Here is a 15,599-nt window from a genome sequence, read left to right as displayed (position 1 = left end):
GATGAACAGCAGTTTTTCGTCTTTACATATTGAAGAAGGTTATGTTCGCAAGCTGGAAGAAATGGATATTCTCGTGCCTTCACCGATTCAGCAAGAGTCGATCCCGATTATTTTGTCAGGTAAAGATGTAGTGGCCCAATCACAAACCGGCTCAGGCAAAACCTTGGCCTATGCCTTGCCTTTATTGCAGAAAATAGACAAGAGCTCCAAGGAAGTTCAAGCTATTATTATCGTACCGACGCGTGAGCTAGGTTTTCAAATCGTACAGACTTTAGAGCTTTTAACAGAAGGCAGTGATATTCGCATACAAGGCTTGATTGGCGGAGCCGCTTTAAGCAGGCAAATCGATAAGCTGAAGCTTCGTCCACAGGTCGTAGTAGGCACGCCGGGGCGGGTCATGGAGCTGTTGAAGCTTCGTAAGCTGAGTGTCCATTATGTAAAGATAGCTGTAGTGGATGAGGTTGACCAAGTATTCGATTTGGGCTCTATGCAAGAGGTAGAGGCGATATTTAAGGGGATGCAACGCGGCAGGCAGATGCTATTTTTCTCAGCTACGATGCCTGAGCCTATTCAAACGGTAGTTAGCCGTTGGATGCAGGAGCCTGCTTATGTGCAAATTTCGCCGGAGCAGAAAACGTCGGAGACACTGCAGCATTTTTATTTTGTATGTGAGGATCGCGATAAAATTGATACACTGCGCCGGATGGTGCGTTTGTACAATATGCCCGCCGCTATTGTTTTCGTCAATGAAATCGATAATATGGCCGAAGTGGTCGAAAAGCTGAAGTTTGCTGGCTTGTCCATCGAGGCTCTTTACAGTGAAGCAGGCAAACAGGAGCGCGCTAAGGTCATGCAAGCTTTCCGTGCCGGCAAATTTCAGCTGCTATTGGCGACAGATATCGCTGCACGCGGCTTGGATATTCCTCATGTCACCCATGTTATTAATTTCGAGCCTCCAATCGATGCCGATCATTATGTACACCGAGTGGGGCGGACTGGGCGCATGGGCAAAAAAGGAACCGCTATTTCGATTATCACCAATAAACAGCGGTTTATTATCGAGAAATTCGGCAAAGTGTTGGGCTGTACGATGCAGGAAAAAGAAATGGCCTATGGCAAGATTTATCAAACCGGTGCGCCAGGCGCATCCAGAGGTGCTTCCTCTCGTGGAGAAGGAGCAAGCAAAAGCTATGCTAAAGCTCCGGCTGCGGCAAAGCCTGCTCAAGCTTCGGTGGGTCAAACGTCACGGACAGCTCGAACATCTGAGGAGTCGCCAGTCACATCTCAGACGGCATCACGAACTGCATTTCGGTCATCTGGAGAAGCGAGCCCTGCTTCCTCAAGCAAATCTCCAGCTGCTTCGGGTAAGCCTGCTTATAAACCTTCCAGCTACAGGGCAGGGGATTCAACGAAGCCTCCTTCCAAGCCAACGGAAGGCTCAAGAGCGCCAAAAGCCTCCGTTGCCGCTGCAAATTCGTCCAAGGCTAAACCAGGTGGCAAGGCAGGAGCGAAGCCTATATCCAAAAAAACTGAACGTGAATTGGCCAAGGAACGCAAAAATAAAGGGGCACCACGCTGGTTAAAAGATAAACCCAACAAGCCCATCTAAACATGTACAATAGATAGTGACAGGAACTATTCAAGGAGGACTGCAGAGATGGGAAAGCTGTTGCGATATGGAGGAACGCTGCTGCTCGTAGGTATGCTGCTCTTGGGCGTTTCCTACGCTTATGCCCAGCCGGATCGGATGCTCGATCTTAGTTATTCTGAGCTTTCTATCCGTGACAAGCTTGCGGCTATGCTGGCCAACCGCAGGATGGAGGTTGTGCTTACGGAGTATGAGGTCAATGAGCTGCTCAAAAAAACACTCGCCGACCGTGCTGAATTGCGGGAGAACTGGACTTTGACAGGTGCCCAATTTAAGCTCAAAGGGAATGAGTGGACGGCTGACGTCAATCTGATGTACAAAGGAAAATGGCCAATTGGCGCCAAGCTCTTTTTTACAGTTGACTGGCAAGATCCCTATCTAACGGCTGTACATACAGAAACGCAGATCAAACAAATCTCGATCCCGATGGAATGGTTCCAGCTACAGCCGCTGCAGATCCCTTTAAATGACTATTTGCCCAAGCCTGCTGGGGTACGCAATGTCACCTTTCAGGATGATATGGTGAGACTCGCTTTGAGGAGACGTTGAATAGTTTCTGCACGTTACACATAAGAAAGCCTCCAAACCATGGTGAACGTGGTTTGGAGGCTTTCTGTTTTCTAGACTAGTCTAACGGTTACCGCCCTCACGCATTTGCTTGTGGATCTTTTTCCAGCGATCCTTCTCTGCTCGCGCGGCGCCAGCATCGGCTTTGCGCTCGATGTAGGCGAGCTCCTTTTGCAGCTTCAGGAAGCTGCTCCAGCGCTCGCTGTCCAAGTCGCCCGCCGATAGTGCCAGCTGAATGGCGCAGCCGGGCTCTTGGTTGTGCCCGCAATCGGCGAACCTGCAGCTCGCAGCCAGCGAGTCGATATCCTGGAAGGCTTCGCCCATCGACTCGCTGCCTTCCCAGAGCTGTAGCTCACGCATGCCAGGCGTGTCTATAATGAGCGCACCTCCCGGCAGCACAACCAACTCGCGATGCGTCGTGGTATGCTTGCCGCGGTCATCGCCGTCGCGTGCAGCGCCGGTTTTTTGCCGCTCCTCACCATAAAGGCTATTGAGCAGCGTGGATTTCCCAGCGCCGGAGGAGCCGAGCAGAGCGATGGTTTCACCCTGCACCAAGGTTTGCAGGATGGATGCGACGCCAGCGTCCGCCAAGCTGTTAACTACATAAACCGGTACACCGAAAGCAACGGTCTCGACCTCGCTTTGCCTGGCTGCCACATCGTCGCATAAATCCATCTTGGTCAGCACGATTTCTGGTGAGGCACCACTTTCGTAAGCCAATAGCAAATAACGCTCCAGCCGCCTTATATTAAAATCGCGGTTTAAAGCCATAACTAGAAAAACCCGGTCAATATTCGTTGCTACAATTTGCTCCTCAATACTCGAACCAGCGGCTTTGCGCGAAAATTTACTTTTGCGCATCATCACGCCATGGATAACCACGCGCTGCTCGCCGGGCTGCTTCGTGATCCAGACCCAATCGCCTACGGCTGGATAGTCCTCTCGATGGTGCGCCTCATAACGGCTTTTGCCGGAAAGCTCACCTAGCCATTCGCCATCCTCACAATAAATTCTATACATATGCTTATGCTCCAGAGCAACACGCCCTGCTTGAAAGCCTTCACGATGCTGAAGCTCAAAAAATGGCTGGAAGCCATACTTATATAAATGTTGATTCGATTTCAATTGGATAGATCCTCCCTGGTTATACATGGTAAGGGTTTGGGGAAAATCCGGTAAAGCCAAGAAGTCTTTTTATAGGCCTCTGTTAGTGTTTTTAGTGCCTACAGTGCAACCCGTTTCGCCTTTTTTTCCCGTTTACCCAGTCTTGCAAGCTTCCGCCATGCTTCCTATTTACAATCACGCCCATAATACTTCACTCCGTTTCATCACCGTATAGAACCAGTATACGCATATCGGATACAAAACAACAGGGAGAGAACAAATATAACAGTCCACGCCCGTTGACGAAAATAAAGAAATAATATTTCACGAAAAGTATTTACAATATGAAATATTGTTTTATAATAGAGTTGTAAGCTAAACTTACATGAAACTAACTCATAACCGAATTTGTTGCAAAGGATAGTGGTGGGCATGGTTAATCAGGGTCAAGGCCTCATAAGTATCCGAGAGTCATTGGAGACGCTAAAGCCTACGGAACGCAAGGTTGCTCTGTATATTTTGGACCATCCAGAGATGGTCATGAATGCGTCGGTTCAAAAGCTGGCAGAGCTTGCCGAGGTCAGCGAAGCGACTATTGTCCGTTTGGCACGTTCGCTTCATATGAAAGGGTTTCAAGAGCTGAAGCTGAGAATTGCTGCCGACTTGGGAAAATCCTCGAATAATATGGGAACCTCGTACCAGGAAATCCAGATCGATGGTTCGATACCTTCCCTGATCCAGTCCATTTCGCATAATAATATTTTATCTATTCAAGACACATTGGCCGTGTTATCGGCAGAGGATGTGGAAAAAGCGATTGAATGCTTGGGTAATGCGAATAGGGTATATATTTTTGGAGTGGGTGCATCGGCGGTTATTGCCCAGGATTTCAAGCAGAAGCTTTCACGGATTAATCGCTGGTGTGAAGCAGCATCTGATTTTGACTCCCAGGTCACGTTGGCAGCTAATATGACTGATAAAGATGTTGCCTTCGGCATCTCCTATTCCGGCCAGACAGAGTCGATTATTCAAGCTCTGGAGATCGCCAAGGAAAGTGGAGCTACGATTGTATCGATGACGAAGTTTGGGCATAACCCTGTTTCAGAAATAGCGGATATTTGCTTATTCACAAGCTCGATGGAGCAAAGCATTCGCAGTGGGGCTATGGCTTCAAGAATTGTCCAGCTGAACGTTATCGACATCTTGTATGTAGGGATTGCCAGCCGGTCGTATGAAGCGAGCATACAAGCCTTAGAGAACACAAGAAAAGCGGTAAGAAGCTCGAAGCGCAATGTTTAGTAAGGCGATGCTTCCTATCGAAAAGCAGGTCCAGACCTGGGTGGAGCTTGGCAACATACCCGGGGCTGTGCTGGAAGTAAGCCTTGGCGGCCAATTTGCTTGGCACAAGTCTTGGGGCTCCTACTCGGATGGAAGGATGCAACGGCCCATCACCCGCTCCACGATATTCGATGCTGCTTCCTTAACGAAGGTAACGGCGACACTGCCAGCCATCTTGTTGCTTGCCAAGTGCAGCCAGCTTTCCTTGGACGATAAGGTCCAGAGGTATATCCCCGGCTTTTTACATGAGCAAGTAACTCTGCGGCAACTGCTTCAGCATACCTCGGGTCTTCCGGCAGATCTGCCACGCATAGATAGATACGAGCAGAGGGATGTCATTCAGGATATTTTGCAGCAAGAGCTGGTTTCCACGGCAGGGACGCAAGTCTTATACAGCGATCTGGGCTTTATATTGCTTGGAGCCATCATAGAAGAGCTAACCCAGCAAACGATATCCGCATTTGTGGAGCACGAGGTTTTTACTCCACTCGGTATGCGGGATTCGAGGTTTCAACCCGTTGCCTCATTAAGAGAGCGTATCGCTGCCACGGAGGCAGATGGCGATGGTTTTATAGTTGGAGCGGTACACGATGAAAAATGCTTTCAGCTTGGTGGTGCGTCCGGAAGCGCCGGATTGTTCACGACAGCCGCGGACCTGGTCCAATACGCGAAGAGCTGGCTCACAGTTGACGATACCCTGCTCTCCCGAAGACAGCGCCAAGAATGTGTGGCTGCCCCTTTTCAAGGCAGGGGGCTTGGCTGGGAGGTCTGGCAGGGGCAAAGCGTGGTTCCCAGCTGTAGCGCTGCATGGCCGATTGGCAGCTATGGGCATACAGGCTTTACAGGCACGAGCATATGGATAGAACCACGTAATGAGCTAATTGTAGTATTTATGACCAATGCTATTCATTACGGAAGAAGCAATCCGATTCGGCAGCTGCGCCCCCTTTTACATGAAGCTATTTATTCCTCGCTCATAGGGGATTGAATATAGGTCAACCGTCAAAGCGAATGCTTATAAAGTAAGCTGCTTCGCAAACAATTAGGAGGAGTCAATATGATGAAACGTACAATGAAGCTTTCTCTAATCACGGCAGCCGCTTTAACCTTGATAATTACAGGCTGTAGCAGCACAACCACTGAGCCTGGAGCAACACCAGCACCAGCACCTGCGAAGACAGACACTAAGGTAGACAAGGTGAAGCTGACCATGGGCAGCTGGAGGACGGAAGACAAGGAAGCTTACGAGAAAATCATCAAAGAATTCCAGTCCAAAAATCCGAATATCGAAATTGAATTCAAGCCAACCAAAAATACAGAGTACAACACCTTGTTGAACACCTCACTGCAAACCGGAAGTGCGCCGGATATTATTCATCTTCGTCCGTATGCCCCGGGTATTGCTTTGGCGGATGGCGGATACTTGGAGCCGCTTGATACTGTCAAAGGGCTTGATGTCATCTCTAAAGAAGCTTTGACAGCGGCGACGGGAAAAGATGGCAAGGTGTATGGTGTGCCGACAGTGTTCAGCTCCACGCAAATATTTTATAATAAAAAGCTTTTCAAGCAATTTAGTATCGAGGAGCCCAAAACTTGGGCAGACCTGATTAAAGCGGCAGATACCCTGAAGCAAAATAAAATAACCCCATTTGCCTTTGGCTCCAAGGAGGGCTGGTTGATTTCATTGACGCATGGCGCTCTTGCACCTGCGATCTATGGCGGAACCGACTTCGTTACTAAAGTAACGACAGGCCAAACGAATTTGAAAAGCAAGGAGTTCGGCGATTCGGTACAAATGATGCAGGACTTATCCAAATATTTTCCTGACAATTATATAGGGCTATCTATGGATGATATGAGGAATTTATTCGTAACCGAGCAAGCCGCAATGATGGTAATGGGTGACTGGGAAGTGGCGGTCATGAAAAAAATGAATCCTGATTTGGATATGGATTTATTCCCTGTTCCGAATGCAGCAGGCAAAGCAACGGTTACGACTTGGGTAGACGGATCATTTGGGGTCAACAAGGAATCCAAGGGCAAGAAAGAAGCCTTAAAGTTCATTGAATTTATGACAACGAAGGAATTTGGAACATTGGTTGCTAATGAATTGAAAAAACCAAGCACCATTCCGGGTGTTATCTCCACAGATCCTATCGTAACGAAAATTTCCAATATGGCGAATTCGATTTCAACACCTTATCTATTTGTTATTCATTTTAACGGGGGCAATCCTACCTCCAAATCGGTCTTTGAGCAGCTTTTACAAGGAATGTACCTGAATAAGGAAACTCCTGCACAGGTAACCGAGGAATTGCAAAAGAGTGTGGATTCCTGGTTTAAACCGATAGCCAAATAATAAACTATTCTATGGTAGATAAGGCGGCGAGGCATAATGAATGGGATTCATGCACAAGCCCATGAACCAAAGAACAAGCATAAGAAGTTCAACTGGAGCAAGGGGTTCATTCATCTATTCCCGATTCCTGCCCTCGCCGTATATACGTTATTTATTGTATATCCGATTCTTGCGGCGTTCAGCTACAGCTTATTCGACTGGGTTGGACTCAAAAAGGGTGCATTTATAGGAATTGCGAATTTTACGAAGCTATTTACGACAGAGCCCTTCAGGGGGCTGTTCTGGAATGCTTTTGCCCACAACTGGTATTACTTCCTGCTAGAGATGGTTGTGCAGAATGGGATTGCTTTTATACTGGCCTATATTATTTTCACTAAGGTCAAGGGAGCCGAGCTTTTTAAAATGGCGTATTTTCTGCCTAGGCTGCTCTCCGTGATCGTTGTCGGGTTTCTGTGGAAGCTAATGCTTAATCCGAACTTCGGCGCTATCAATGTGATGCTTAAGCAAGTGGGACTAGGGGAATGGGCAAAGCCATGGCTGGGTGATCCGGCCTACGCCTTAACCTCGATTATATTGGTTAACAGCTGGTTCGGCATCGGCTTCTCGATCTTGATCCTGTTAGCAGGGCTGCAATCGATCTCCCAGGAAGCTATCGAAGCAGCGCGTTTGGATGGAGCCAAAGGCTTCCAACTAATAAAGTCGATTATATTCCCCATGATGTCCCAGTCGGTTATTATTGTTACCCTCTTTACGTTTGTTCAAGCCTTTGAAGCCTTTGAGCTGGTTTACGCGATGCAAGGCTCTCAAGGGGAGCCGTATCATTCCACTGATTTGCTGGCAGTCTTTTTTTACCGGGTTGCTTTTGGAGGCTCAAGCGGTGACGGAGTAGCTATTGGACTTGGCTCGGCTCTTGCGGTTACCTTGTTTTTTATCATTGCGGTGCTGTCTGCCCTTTTCATGGCGTATGTGAGAAAACGGGATATGGATTAAGCGGGATGCAGTCTATGCTGGGTTCTTATCATTACATGAAAGGTGTGGAGTCACAATGAAAGAACATAAGGGATTACGTATAGGACATTATGTGATCGCGCTTGTATTCGCGGCTGTCAGTCTGTACCCGATTTTCCTGATGGTGCTGTCGTCGTTTAAGACGAATGTGGAAATTTTCAAAAACCCGATGGCTTTTCCAAAGTCATGGACCGTTAATGCTTATAGCAAATTGCTGGACCAATTGCCTTACTTCGATTACTTTTGGAACAGTGTGTTCGTCAGTGTTACCTCTGTAGCGCTGATCTTGATTTCAGGGGCCTTGGTATCGTTTTATATTGCGAGATTCAATTTCAAATGGAATGGTGCCTTGTTCTTCTACATCCTGCTGGGAATGATGATTCCGGTCAAGCTTGGGATTGTGCCCTTGTTTATTTTGATGAAAAATCTTGGTTTGATGAACACGAGCTTCTCGCTGATCTTCGTCTATACGGCGATTGGCATTCCCATGTCAGTGCTGATTTTGGTTGGTTTCTTCCGAACCTTGCCGAAGGAGCTGGAAGAATCGGCGAAAATAGATGGCTGCTCGGATTTGGGTATTCTTGTGAAAATCATTGCGCCCCTTATGCGTCCTGCGCTGGGTACAGTCATGATTATGAATTTTATTACGGTGTGGAATGATTTTTTCTTCCCGCTGATCTTTATTCAGGATGAAGTCAAAAAGACGATACCTGTTGGCATGCTAACCCTGTTCAGTGAGTATTCGACCGACTGGAGTGTACTTTTCGCCGGGCTGACGTTATCTTCGCTTCCCATGATTATCTTGTTCGCAATAGCTTCCAAACAGTTCATGGAAGGGATGACTGCCGGTGCTGTCAAGTAAAGAAATTAGATTTATCGGGATTGACGGCGGTGGCACGAAAACCGCTTGTATGATCGGTGATGGGGAAGGTAATGTACTGGGTCAGTGCTATGGACCCTCCAGCAATATCAAATCGAGCTCATGGGAAATTGTGCAGCAAGTATTATGGATGCTGGTTCAGCAGGTATTGGATCTGTCTAATAGTAACGAAAAGCAGCTGCAGGTGGTTTTTCTTGGATTGGCTGGAGCCGACCGTCCAGAGGATAAGGCGCAGATCCTTGCTTTTTTTGAAGGCAAGCTGCCGGCTACAGTGAAGGTCATTGTGCATAATGATGCCATAACGGCGCTTTCGGCTAGAACATGGGGCGAGGCTGGCATTGTGGTGATCTCGGGGACCGGGTCGATTGCTTATGGCTTTGTACCGGAAACCTCGGTAAGTGTTCGCGTCGGTGGCTGGGGATATTTATTGGGCGATGAGGGTAGCGGCTTTGCTATCGGGCAGCAAGCAATGATGGCTGTGCTGAAGCAGCATGATGGACGAGGCGCTCAGACTTCGCTTACTGGATATATTTTGGAGAACTTGTCCCTCCAAAACCCTAACCAGCTGATCACTTACGTATATGGGCAAACCAATATGCGAATGGCGATAGCGGATCTATCCCGCATTGTCGTTCAGGCTGCCAAGGAAGGCGATTCAGTAGCACTTGCGATCATCGAGATGGCTGTTCAAGAATTGGCACAATTGGCTTTAACCGTACAAACCCGATTAATGGAATCACATAACCATGATGGATTGCACAACCACGAACCTATGCCAGACCTACCGCTGCTGTTGAGCGGAGGGCTGTTCTCGGATACATGGTTTCAGGCTTGCTTTGAAGCGCAGGCATGTATACAAACAAGCGGGCTTCAGGTAAGCAAGCTGGATGCACCGCCTGTAGCTGGGTGTTATGTACTTGCGCTCAAGGAGGCGGGAATCGCCATTACAGCTGTTGTAAAAGCAAATATTAGTGCATGGGAGACAAGGAGGGAATCATAAGTTGAAATACATCGGAAGTCAACCCATTACGGAACAACGAAATGACAAAACCGCAAATTTGGATGAAATGAGTGTCCAAGAAATTATTCGGATTATGAATGCGGAGGACCAGACTGTAGCCATATCGGTGCAGCGTGCGTTGCCACAAATTGAGAAGGCTGTTGAAGCTATTGTCGAGGTGATGAGCAAGGGTGGCAGGCTGTTTTATATTGGAGCCGGAACGAGCGGGCGACTGGGCATCCTCGATGCTTCCGAGTGTCCACCGACCTTCGGCGTCAGCCGGCATCTGGTCACGGGTATTATCGCAGGTGGGGAAGCGGCGATTATGACCGCCATCGAAAATGCGGAGGATGACGCCGAGGCAGGCGCGCAGGATATTGAAGCCTGCCTGACAGCCGACGATGCCATCGTAGGTATCGCCGCCAGCGGCAACACGCCTTACGTGATTGGCGCGATCCGCCGGGCGCGTGAAATGGGCGCCTTGACGGCAAGTGTTTCATGCAACGCAGCAACACGGCTTAGCGAAGCTGCGCAATACGCGATTGAAGTGCCGGTTGGGCCTGAAGTCGTAACCGGATCAACCCGGCTAAAGGCCGGAACCGCTACGAAATTGGTGCTTAATATGATTACGACTACAGCGATGATCAAGCTGGGCAAGGTGTATGGCAACCTGATGGTCAACATGCAGGCTACGAATGAAAAGCTGCGCGACCGTGTGGTCCGCATCGTTAGCGATGCGACTGGAGCTGAGCCCTCGAAGGCTGCTGCCTATACTGAGCAGGCAGATGGTGATGCACGAGTGGCGATTTTGATGCTCAAGTTTGCGGTAGACTCTGTGAAGGCGTTGGCGGTATTGGAGCTGTGCAATGGCCATTTTGGCGATGCAGTGCGAATGCTGGAGAAGGAAAGGTAATAAGGTGACTTCTGAAAACCGTCAGGGAAGATTGGATCCTTGACGGTTTTCTTGTCTAGTTTAACCCTAGGGTGGAGCATCCATAAGAATTGCAGAATTTCAGCTCGAAATGGTATACTGCTATCAGATATATAGATCCATAAATTGGATTTATATATAATATGATTCAAATGGAGGGTTACCGTCATGGGCATCCAATTCATACGGATTCGTTAAAATAAGCATATTCCGAACAAGCTCGGCCATTTTTTGAATGGTGTGGGTTTATTTGAGTTTTGTTTTTATTAACCAATACGAATGATTGAGGTGTATTTTTGATGTCTTCTAATAATGAAACTACAGATTATAAAACTACAGTTAAGCATATCCTTTCTATAGCACATGTCCATGGATTTGATATCGATACAACCAGTGTAAAGGTCAATGAATCGGGCTTGGACTTTTTGGCGGTGTTTGCGAGTACTAAGGATGGCCTGACTTGGGTATTGCGCACACCCCGGAGAGCCGATGTTGTGGAATCAGCAGCCTATGAGAAAAAAGTATTGGATCTGCTAGCGGGCCACTTGCCTGTTTCGGTGCCGAATTGGCAGGTGCATACGCCTGAGCTGATTGCATATAAGATACTGGAGGGGAATCCAGCGGCGACCATTAATCCCGAAGCGAAAAACTATGAATGGTATTTAAATCCCGAATCGCTTCCCGAGCTCTTCGAGCAATCCCTGGCTGAGGCGATGGTCGCCTTGCACAGCATGGATCATGGAGCAGCAATTGCTGCTGGCGTTCGAGTCCTGCAACCGAATGAGGTGCGACAAGCGCTTGCAGAGAAGATGGAGACCGTCCAGCGGAATTTTGGGGTTTCCCAAGCGCTGTGGGAACGGTGGCAAAGATGGCTTGCTGATGATACATTCTGGCCAAACCATTCGTCGCTCGTGCATGGTGACCTTCATCCCGGTCATATTGTGGTGGATCCCGTAGGAAAGGTAACGGGATTGCTGGATTGGACAGAGGCGGAGGTGGCTGATCCGGCTATTGATTTTACAATGTATTATGCTTTGTTCGGAGCGTCGGGCTTATCCAGCCTAATAGAGAGGTATGAGCAGGCAGGCGGTCTTGTATGGCCGCGAATGCACGAGCATATCATTGAAATGATGGCCGCTTACCCTATGCTTATTGCGATGTTTGCTCAGAAGTCGGGGCTGGAGGAATATAGGGTCATGGCGAGAGCCGCCCTTGGTGTTAACGAATACGGGGAGGAGCTTCCGGCTGAATAGGAGAGTCTGTACAGGAGCGTCTGAACAGTTAGGCACCTTATAAAAGAAACAGGGGTTTCGGAATTATTCCCGAAACCCCTGTTTGTCATATTCTTCCTGGCCACTTAAGGCCATTCAATAACCCGGCTGCATAGCCGCTGGATTAAGCTCGACTCATGGCTGATGACAAGGATGCCGAGATTTCGCTGTCGGGCGATATCCATGACGGTATGCCATATTTGCGCTTGGGTGATCGCATCGAGCATGGTCGTCATTTCATCCGCTATTAAATAACGGGTCTGTGGACCTAATGCTCTGGCTACACAAAAGCGTTGTAGCTCCCCGCCGGACAGCTCGTTAGGATAGCGATCCAGCCATTCCCGCTCAATGCCAAGCGTTTGCAGAAAGCCTGCGTCTGGCTCCCAGCCCTCGGTAATCGTCCGGCGCATCCGCCAGCGGGGATTGACCGCTTTCTCCGGATGCTGGAATACGAGCTGGACCGGCTGGATGCCGCCTGGCAGCAGCGGGCGTCCATCGCAGGTGATACGGCCTGCCTGCGGAAGATCGTAGCCAGCCAGCAGGCGGGCCAGCGTTGTTTTTCCGCTTCCGCTTGGCCCTACCAGCCCCACAACTTCGCCCTGCGCGATGCTGATGTGTGCTCCTTGAACGATCCAAGGTGCTCCACGACCATATCGAAACCCGAGATTACTACCTTCAAGATGCATGGATGCACCTCACTAGCCCGGCTCGCAAATCCCGCATCGCAGGCCGTAAGCTGCTACACTCGGCTGACGCTTGCTGGCAGCGCGGCGCAAACAGGCAGCCTTCCGGCAACGAGCCAGGAAGCGGCTGGGAGCCGGGGATGAGCTTGAATTCATTTTGCGGCAGCGATTGCCAGAGTGCTTGGCTATAGGGATGCCTTAGCTGCTGTCCGCTACCGGAGAAATCCGCTGCCGAAGCGACTTCAACTGTCGTACCGGCATAAAAGACAGCGACTTTATCAGCAATCTGCAAGGCGGATTCGATATCGTGCGTAATGAGCAGGATGGCACAGCCCTCATCGGCTAGCTCGCGGAATCGGCGCAAGGTTTCCTGGGCGACCTCCTGATGGAGACCAGGGGTTGGCTCGTCGGCCACGATAAGCTTGGCACCACTTATCGTAGCCGTTGAGAGCAGCACCCTGCGCGCCATGCCGCCAGAAAGCTGAAACGGATACAACTGCTCAACCTTCTGGTCCAGCTGGTAACGGGCAAATGCTTTTCTTTGTGCATCAAGCTCTGCCTTATCCGTGGATGATGAGCGAACCTGAGCGCCAACCTTCATGAGTGGGTCCAAGTAATTGACCGATTGCGGGACAAGCGCCAGCTCTTTTCCCCGCAGTGCCGCCAGCTTCTTGGCATCCAACGGCTCACCGTTATAACGTAAGCTTCCTGTCATCCGGGCATTTCCCGGAAGAATGCCCATGATCGCGTGAGCCAGCAAGCTTTTTCCCGAGCCACTGGAGCCTACAACGGCAACAACCTCGCCGGGATTGATGGAAAGCTGAAGCCCATTAATAACCTCAAGCGTTTGCTGCCGAAATAAGCCTCTATAACGCGTAAATGAAATAGATAAGTCCATAACCTCTAGTAAAGCCATAGGTAAAACCTCCTTTTCCTTACTCCTGAGATCGGCGCGGATCCAGTAGAATTCGCAAATGCTCGCCAACCGTATCAAAGGAACGAACGACAAGGAGCAGACAGATCCCTGGGAAAAACGCCAGCCACCACATGCCTGTCGATAAATATCGCATCGATTCCGATAAAATAATCCCGATAGCTGGCTGATGCGGCGATAAGCCTAACCCGATAAAAGTGACGGCAGCCTCATGCAAAATCGCATGCGGAAACAAGAGAAGCAGCCCGACCAGCAGCTGGGGCAGCAAATGCGGAAAAATATGCCGCGATGCCACCCACCAGCGCGATTTGCCAAGCTTGCGGGAAATCAGCACATATTCGGCTGACCGAAGCTGCATCACCTCTGCCCGGATAATGCGTGCCAGACTTGGCCAATGCGTAAAGGCAATCCCGATAATAATGCCCTTCATGCCACCACCGAACACGAAGGAGATAAGGATAAGGGATACCAGATGCGGGACGCTTAGAAAAAGGTCAATCAACCAAGACACGACGGCATCGGCCGTTCTCCCTAGCGCAGCGGCAAGCCCCAGCGCAGCCGCAATGAAGCAACTGCAAGCCGAAGCAAGGAGGCCGACCTGAATGCTTAGTCCCAGTCCCTTGGACGTGCGTGAGAACATGTCCCGCCCCAGCCAATCGGTTCCGAAAGGATGGACAAGCGAAGGGGGGAGGTTGCGCAGCTCCAAATGGGTGGATAAATGACTGGGGTCTATCATATATCCGCTTAACCAGGCGACCAGAATGAATAGCGCGACCAATCCGCTCAAGATGAAGGAGCGCTTGCGTCGGTTAACGGTGGAGGAGGAGGTGGCGGTATAGGCTAGTCTGTCACCTTTTGTTTTAGTCAAATCCCTTAATCCGCTCATTGTCTCACTCCCTTCCCGAGCCGTGGGTCAACAAGTCGGTAGAACAGATCTGCCAGTAGGTTGCCGGAGAACACGAACAGGGAGCTGCACAGAACAATGCCCAGCAGCAAGGGGACATCCCCTCGCAAGCCGGCTTCAACCGTCGCTTGTCCCAGTCCTGGGTAAGAGAATACCTGCTCAGCCAGCACGGCACCCCCGAATAGCTCGCTAAAGGAGGTGAATTGCAACGAAATCGCAGGCAGCGCAACATTGCGGAGCCCATGCCTCCAGAATAAGCGAAAGCCCGATTCCCCCCTTGCTCTGGCAAAAAGCACATAGTCACTGCTCAGCACTTCAACCAGCTTTTGCCGTGTATGTAAAGCGATACTGGAAATTCCGATTACACTTAAGGTTAAGGCAGGCAGAATCATATGCTGAACCCTGTCTCCGAACGTAACGTCACCTGATAACACGCCTGCGGGCACGCCAAGTCCAACCGGGAACCAGCCCAGCCATACTGCAAAAACAATCAACAGAAGCAATCCCAGCCAAAAGGTGGGAGTTGATGCCAATGTGTAGCAGTACCATTTAATTAAGCGGTCCGGCCACCTGTCCTTATTCATTGCGGCAACCACGCCAGCGACGAAGCCAATAATACCGGATAATAGCCATGAAACGCCCATAAGTGCGGCAGAGCTCAGAAAGCGCTCTTGAATTACTTCCGTAACGGGCAGCCGATAAATCATGGATGTACCCAGGTCACCGTGCAGCAGGGCGGAGCCCCAGCGCAGGAACCGTTCTACAGGCGGCTTGTCCAACCCCCAATATTCAGCAATAAGCAGACGCTGCTCCGCGCTGACCTTCATCATATCTGCCCCCACATACGCCTGAATGGGGTCAATCGGGGATTGCTCGACAAGCCAGAATGAGATGATACTGACTGCAAATAGAAGGGAGAGTAACCGAATTGCCTTTAATCCCCAATAGGTTAACGTACTGCTTTGCATACCC

15 protein-coding genes are annotated in these 15,599 nt (G+C 49.7%); 10 read left to right on the top strand and 5 right to left on the bottom strand.

The window, feature by feature from the left end:
- The first annotated feature begins 1 nt into the window (after position 1).
- Together G9U52_RS10575 and G9U52_RS10570 are read left to right on the top strand one after the other, a co-directional pair.
- Complete coding sequence (locus tag G9U52_RS10575; protein ID WP_166149112.1) at positions 2-1,609, top strand: DEAD/DEAH box helicase; 1,608 nt, start codon at positions 2-4, stop codon at positions 1,607-1,609.
- A 48-nt stretch (positions 1,610-1,657) separates the two neighbouring features.
- A complete protein-coding gene (locus G9U52_RS10570) occupies positions 1,658-2,197 on the top strand; it encodes a hypothetical protein (RefSeq protein WP_166149110.1) in 540 nt (179 codons plus the stop codon).
- An 81-nt stretch (positions 2,198-2,278) separates the two neighbouring features.
- On the opposite strand, the gene rsgA is transcribed toward G9U52_RS10570, so the two are convergent.
- Positions 2,279-3,367: a ribosome small subunit-dependent GTPase A gene (gene rsgA, locus G9U52_RS10565; protein WP_166149522.1), complete on the bottom strand. Its 1,089-nt coding sequence runs from the start codon at positions 3,365-3,367 to the stop codon at positions 2,279-2,281.
- 384 nt (positions 3,368-3,751) lie between these two features.
- Between rsgA and G9U52_RS10560 the strand changes: the two genes are divergently transcribed.
- The 8 genes from G9U52_RS10560 (at position 3,752) to G9U52_RS10525 (ending at position 12,088) form a co-directional block, all read left to right on the top strand.
- On the top strand, positions 3,752-4,618 hold the full coding sequence (locus G9U52_RS10560; protein ID WP_166149108.1) for a MurR/RpiR family transcriptional regulator: 867 nt from the start codon (positions 3,752-3,754) through the stop codon (positions 4,616-4,618).
- Positions 4,619-4,625: 7 nt separating this feature from the next.
- On the top strand, positions 4,626-5,645 hold the full coding sequence (locus tag G9U52_RS10555; protein WP_207952886.1) for a serine hydrolase domain-containing protein: 1,020 nt from the start codon (positions 4,626-4,628) through the stop codon (positions 5,643-5,645).
- A 69-nt stretch (positions 5,646-5,714) separates the two neighbouring features.
- Entirely contained in the window at positions 5,715-7,016 is a 1,302-nt protein-coding gene (locus tag G9U52_RS10550; protein WP_243767252.1) for an ABC transporter substrate-binding protein, read from the top strand.
- A gap of 36 nt (positions 7,017-7,052) precedes the next feature.
- Complete coding sequence (locus tag G9U52_RS10545) at positions 7,053-8,006, top strand: carbohydrate ABC transporter permease (RefSeq protein ID WP_166149104.1); 954 nt, start codon at positions 7,053-7,055, stop codon at positions 8,004-8,006.
- Between the two features lie 55 nt (positions 8,007-8,061).
- On the top strand, positions 8,062-8,886 hold the full coding sequence (locus G9U52_RS10540) for a carbohydrate ABC transporter permease (protein ID WP_166149102.1): 825 nt from the start codon (positions 8,062-8,064) through the stop codon (positions 8,884-8,886).
- The gene (locus G9U52_RS10535) at positions 8,873-9,904 is read left to right on the top strand and encodes an N-acetylglucosamine kinase (RefSeq protein WP_166149100.1); all 1,032 of its coding nucleotides are present in this window, start codon (positions 8,873-8,875) and stop codon (positions 9,902-9,904) included. The genes G9U52_RS10540 and G9U52_RS10535 overlap by 14 nt, the downstream gene beginning before the upstream one ends.
- Position 9,905: 1 nt before the next feature.
- A complete protein-coding gene (gene murQ / locus G9U52_RS10530; RefSeq protein WP_166149098.1) occupies positions 9,906-10,817 on the top strand; it encodes an N-acetylmuramic acid 6-phosphate etherase in 912 nt (303 codons plus the stop codon).
- Between the two features lie 317 nt (positions 10,818-11,134).
- Positions 11,135-12,088 carry a macrolide 2'-phosphotransferase gene (locus tag G9U52_RS10525; RefSeq protein ID WP_166149096.1) on the top strand — a complete coding sequence of 318 codons (954 nt, stop codon included), beginning with the start codon at positions 11,135-11,137 and terminating at the stop codon, positions 12,086-12,088.
- A gap of 104 nt (positions 12,089-12,192) precedes the next feature.
- Here G9U52_RS10525 and G9U52_RS10520 read toward each other — a convergent pair whose 3' ends face one another.
- The 4 genes from G9U52_RS10520 to G9U52_RS10505 are packed head-to-tail and all read right to left on the bottom strand — an operon-like array spanning position 12,193 to position 15,595.
- Entirely contained in the window at positions 12,193-12,792 is a 600-nt protein-coding gene (locus G9U52_RS10520) for an ABC transporter ATP-binding protein (protein WP_166149093.1), read from the bottom strand.
- Complete coding sequence (locus tag G9U52_RS10515; RefSeq protein WP_166149091.1) at positions 12,782-13,705, bottom strand: ABC transporter ATP-binding protein; 924 nt, start codon at positions 13,703-13,705, stop codon at positions 12,782-12,784. Before G9U52_RS10515 ends, G9U52_RS10520 begins: the two co-directional genes overlap by 11 nt.
- A gap of 19 nt (positions 13,706-13,724) precedes the next feature.
- The gene (locus G9U52_RS10510) at positions 13,725-14,609 is read right to left on the bottom strand and encodes an ABC transporter permease (RefSeq protein ID WP_166149089.1); all 885 of its coding nucleotides are present in this window, start codon (positions 14,607-14,609) and stop codon (positions 13,725-13,727) included.
- Positions 14,606-15,595, bottom strand: coding sequence for an ABC transporter permease (locus G9U52_RS10505; RefSeq protein WP_166149087.1), 990 nt, complete (start codon positions 15,593-15,595; stop codon positions 14,606-14,608). The genes G9U52_RS10510 and G9U52_RS10505 overlap by 4 nt, the downstream gene beginning before the upstream one ends.
- Between the last annotated feature and the right edge of the window lie 4 nt (positions 15,596-15,599).

Source organism: Paenibacillus agricola (assembly GCF_011440305.1).
Classification (GTDB): domain Bacteria; phylum Bacillota; class Bacilli; order Paenibacillales; family NBRC-103111; genus Paenibacillus_S; species Paenibacillus_S agricola.
This window is presented reverse-complemented; position numbering and strand designations above follow the sequence as displayed.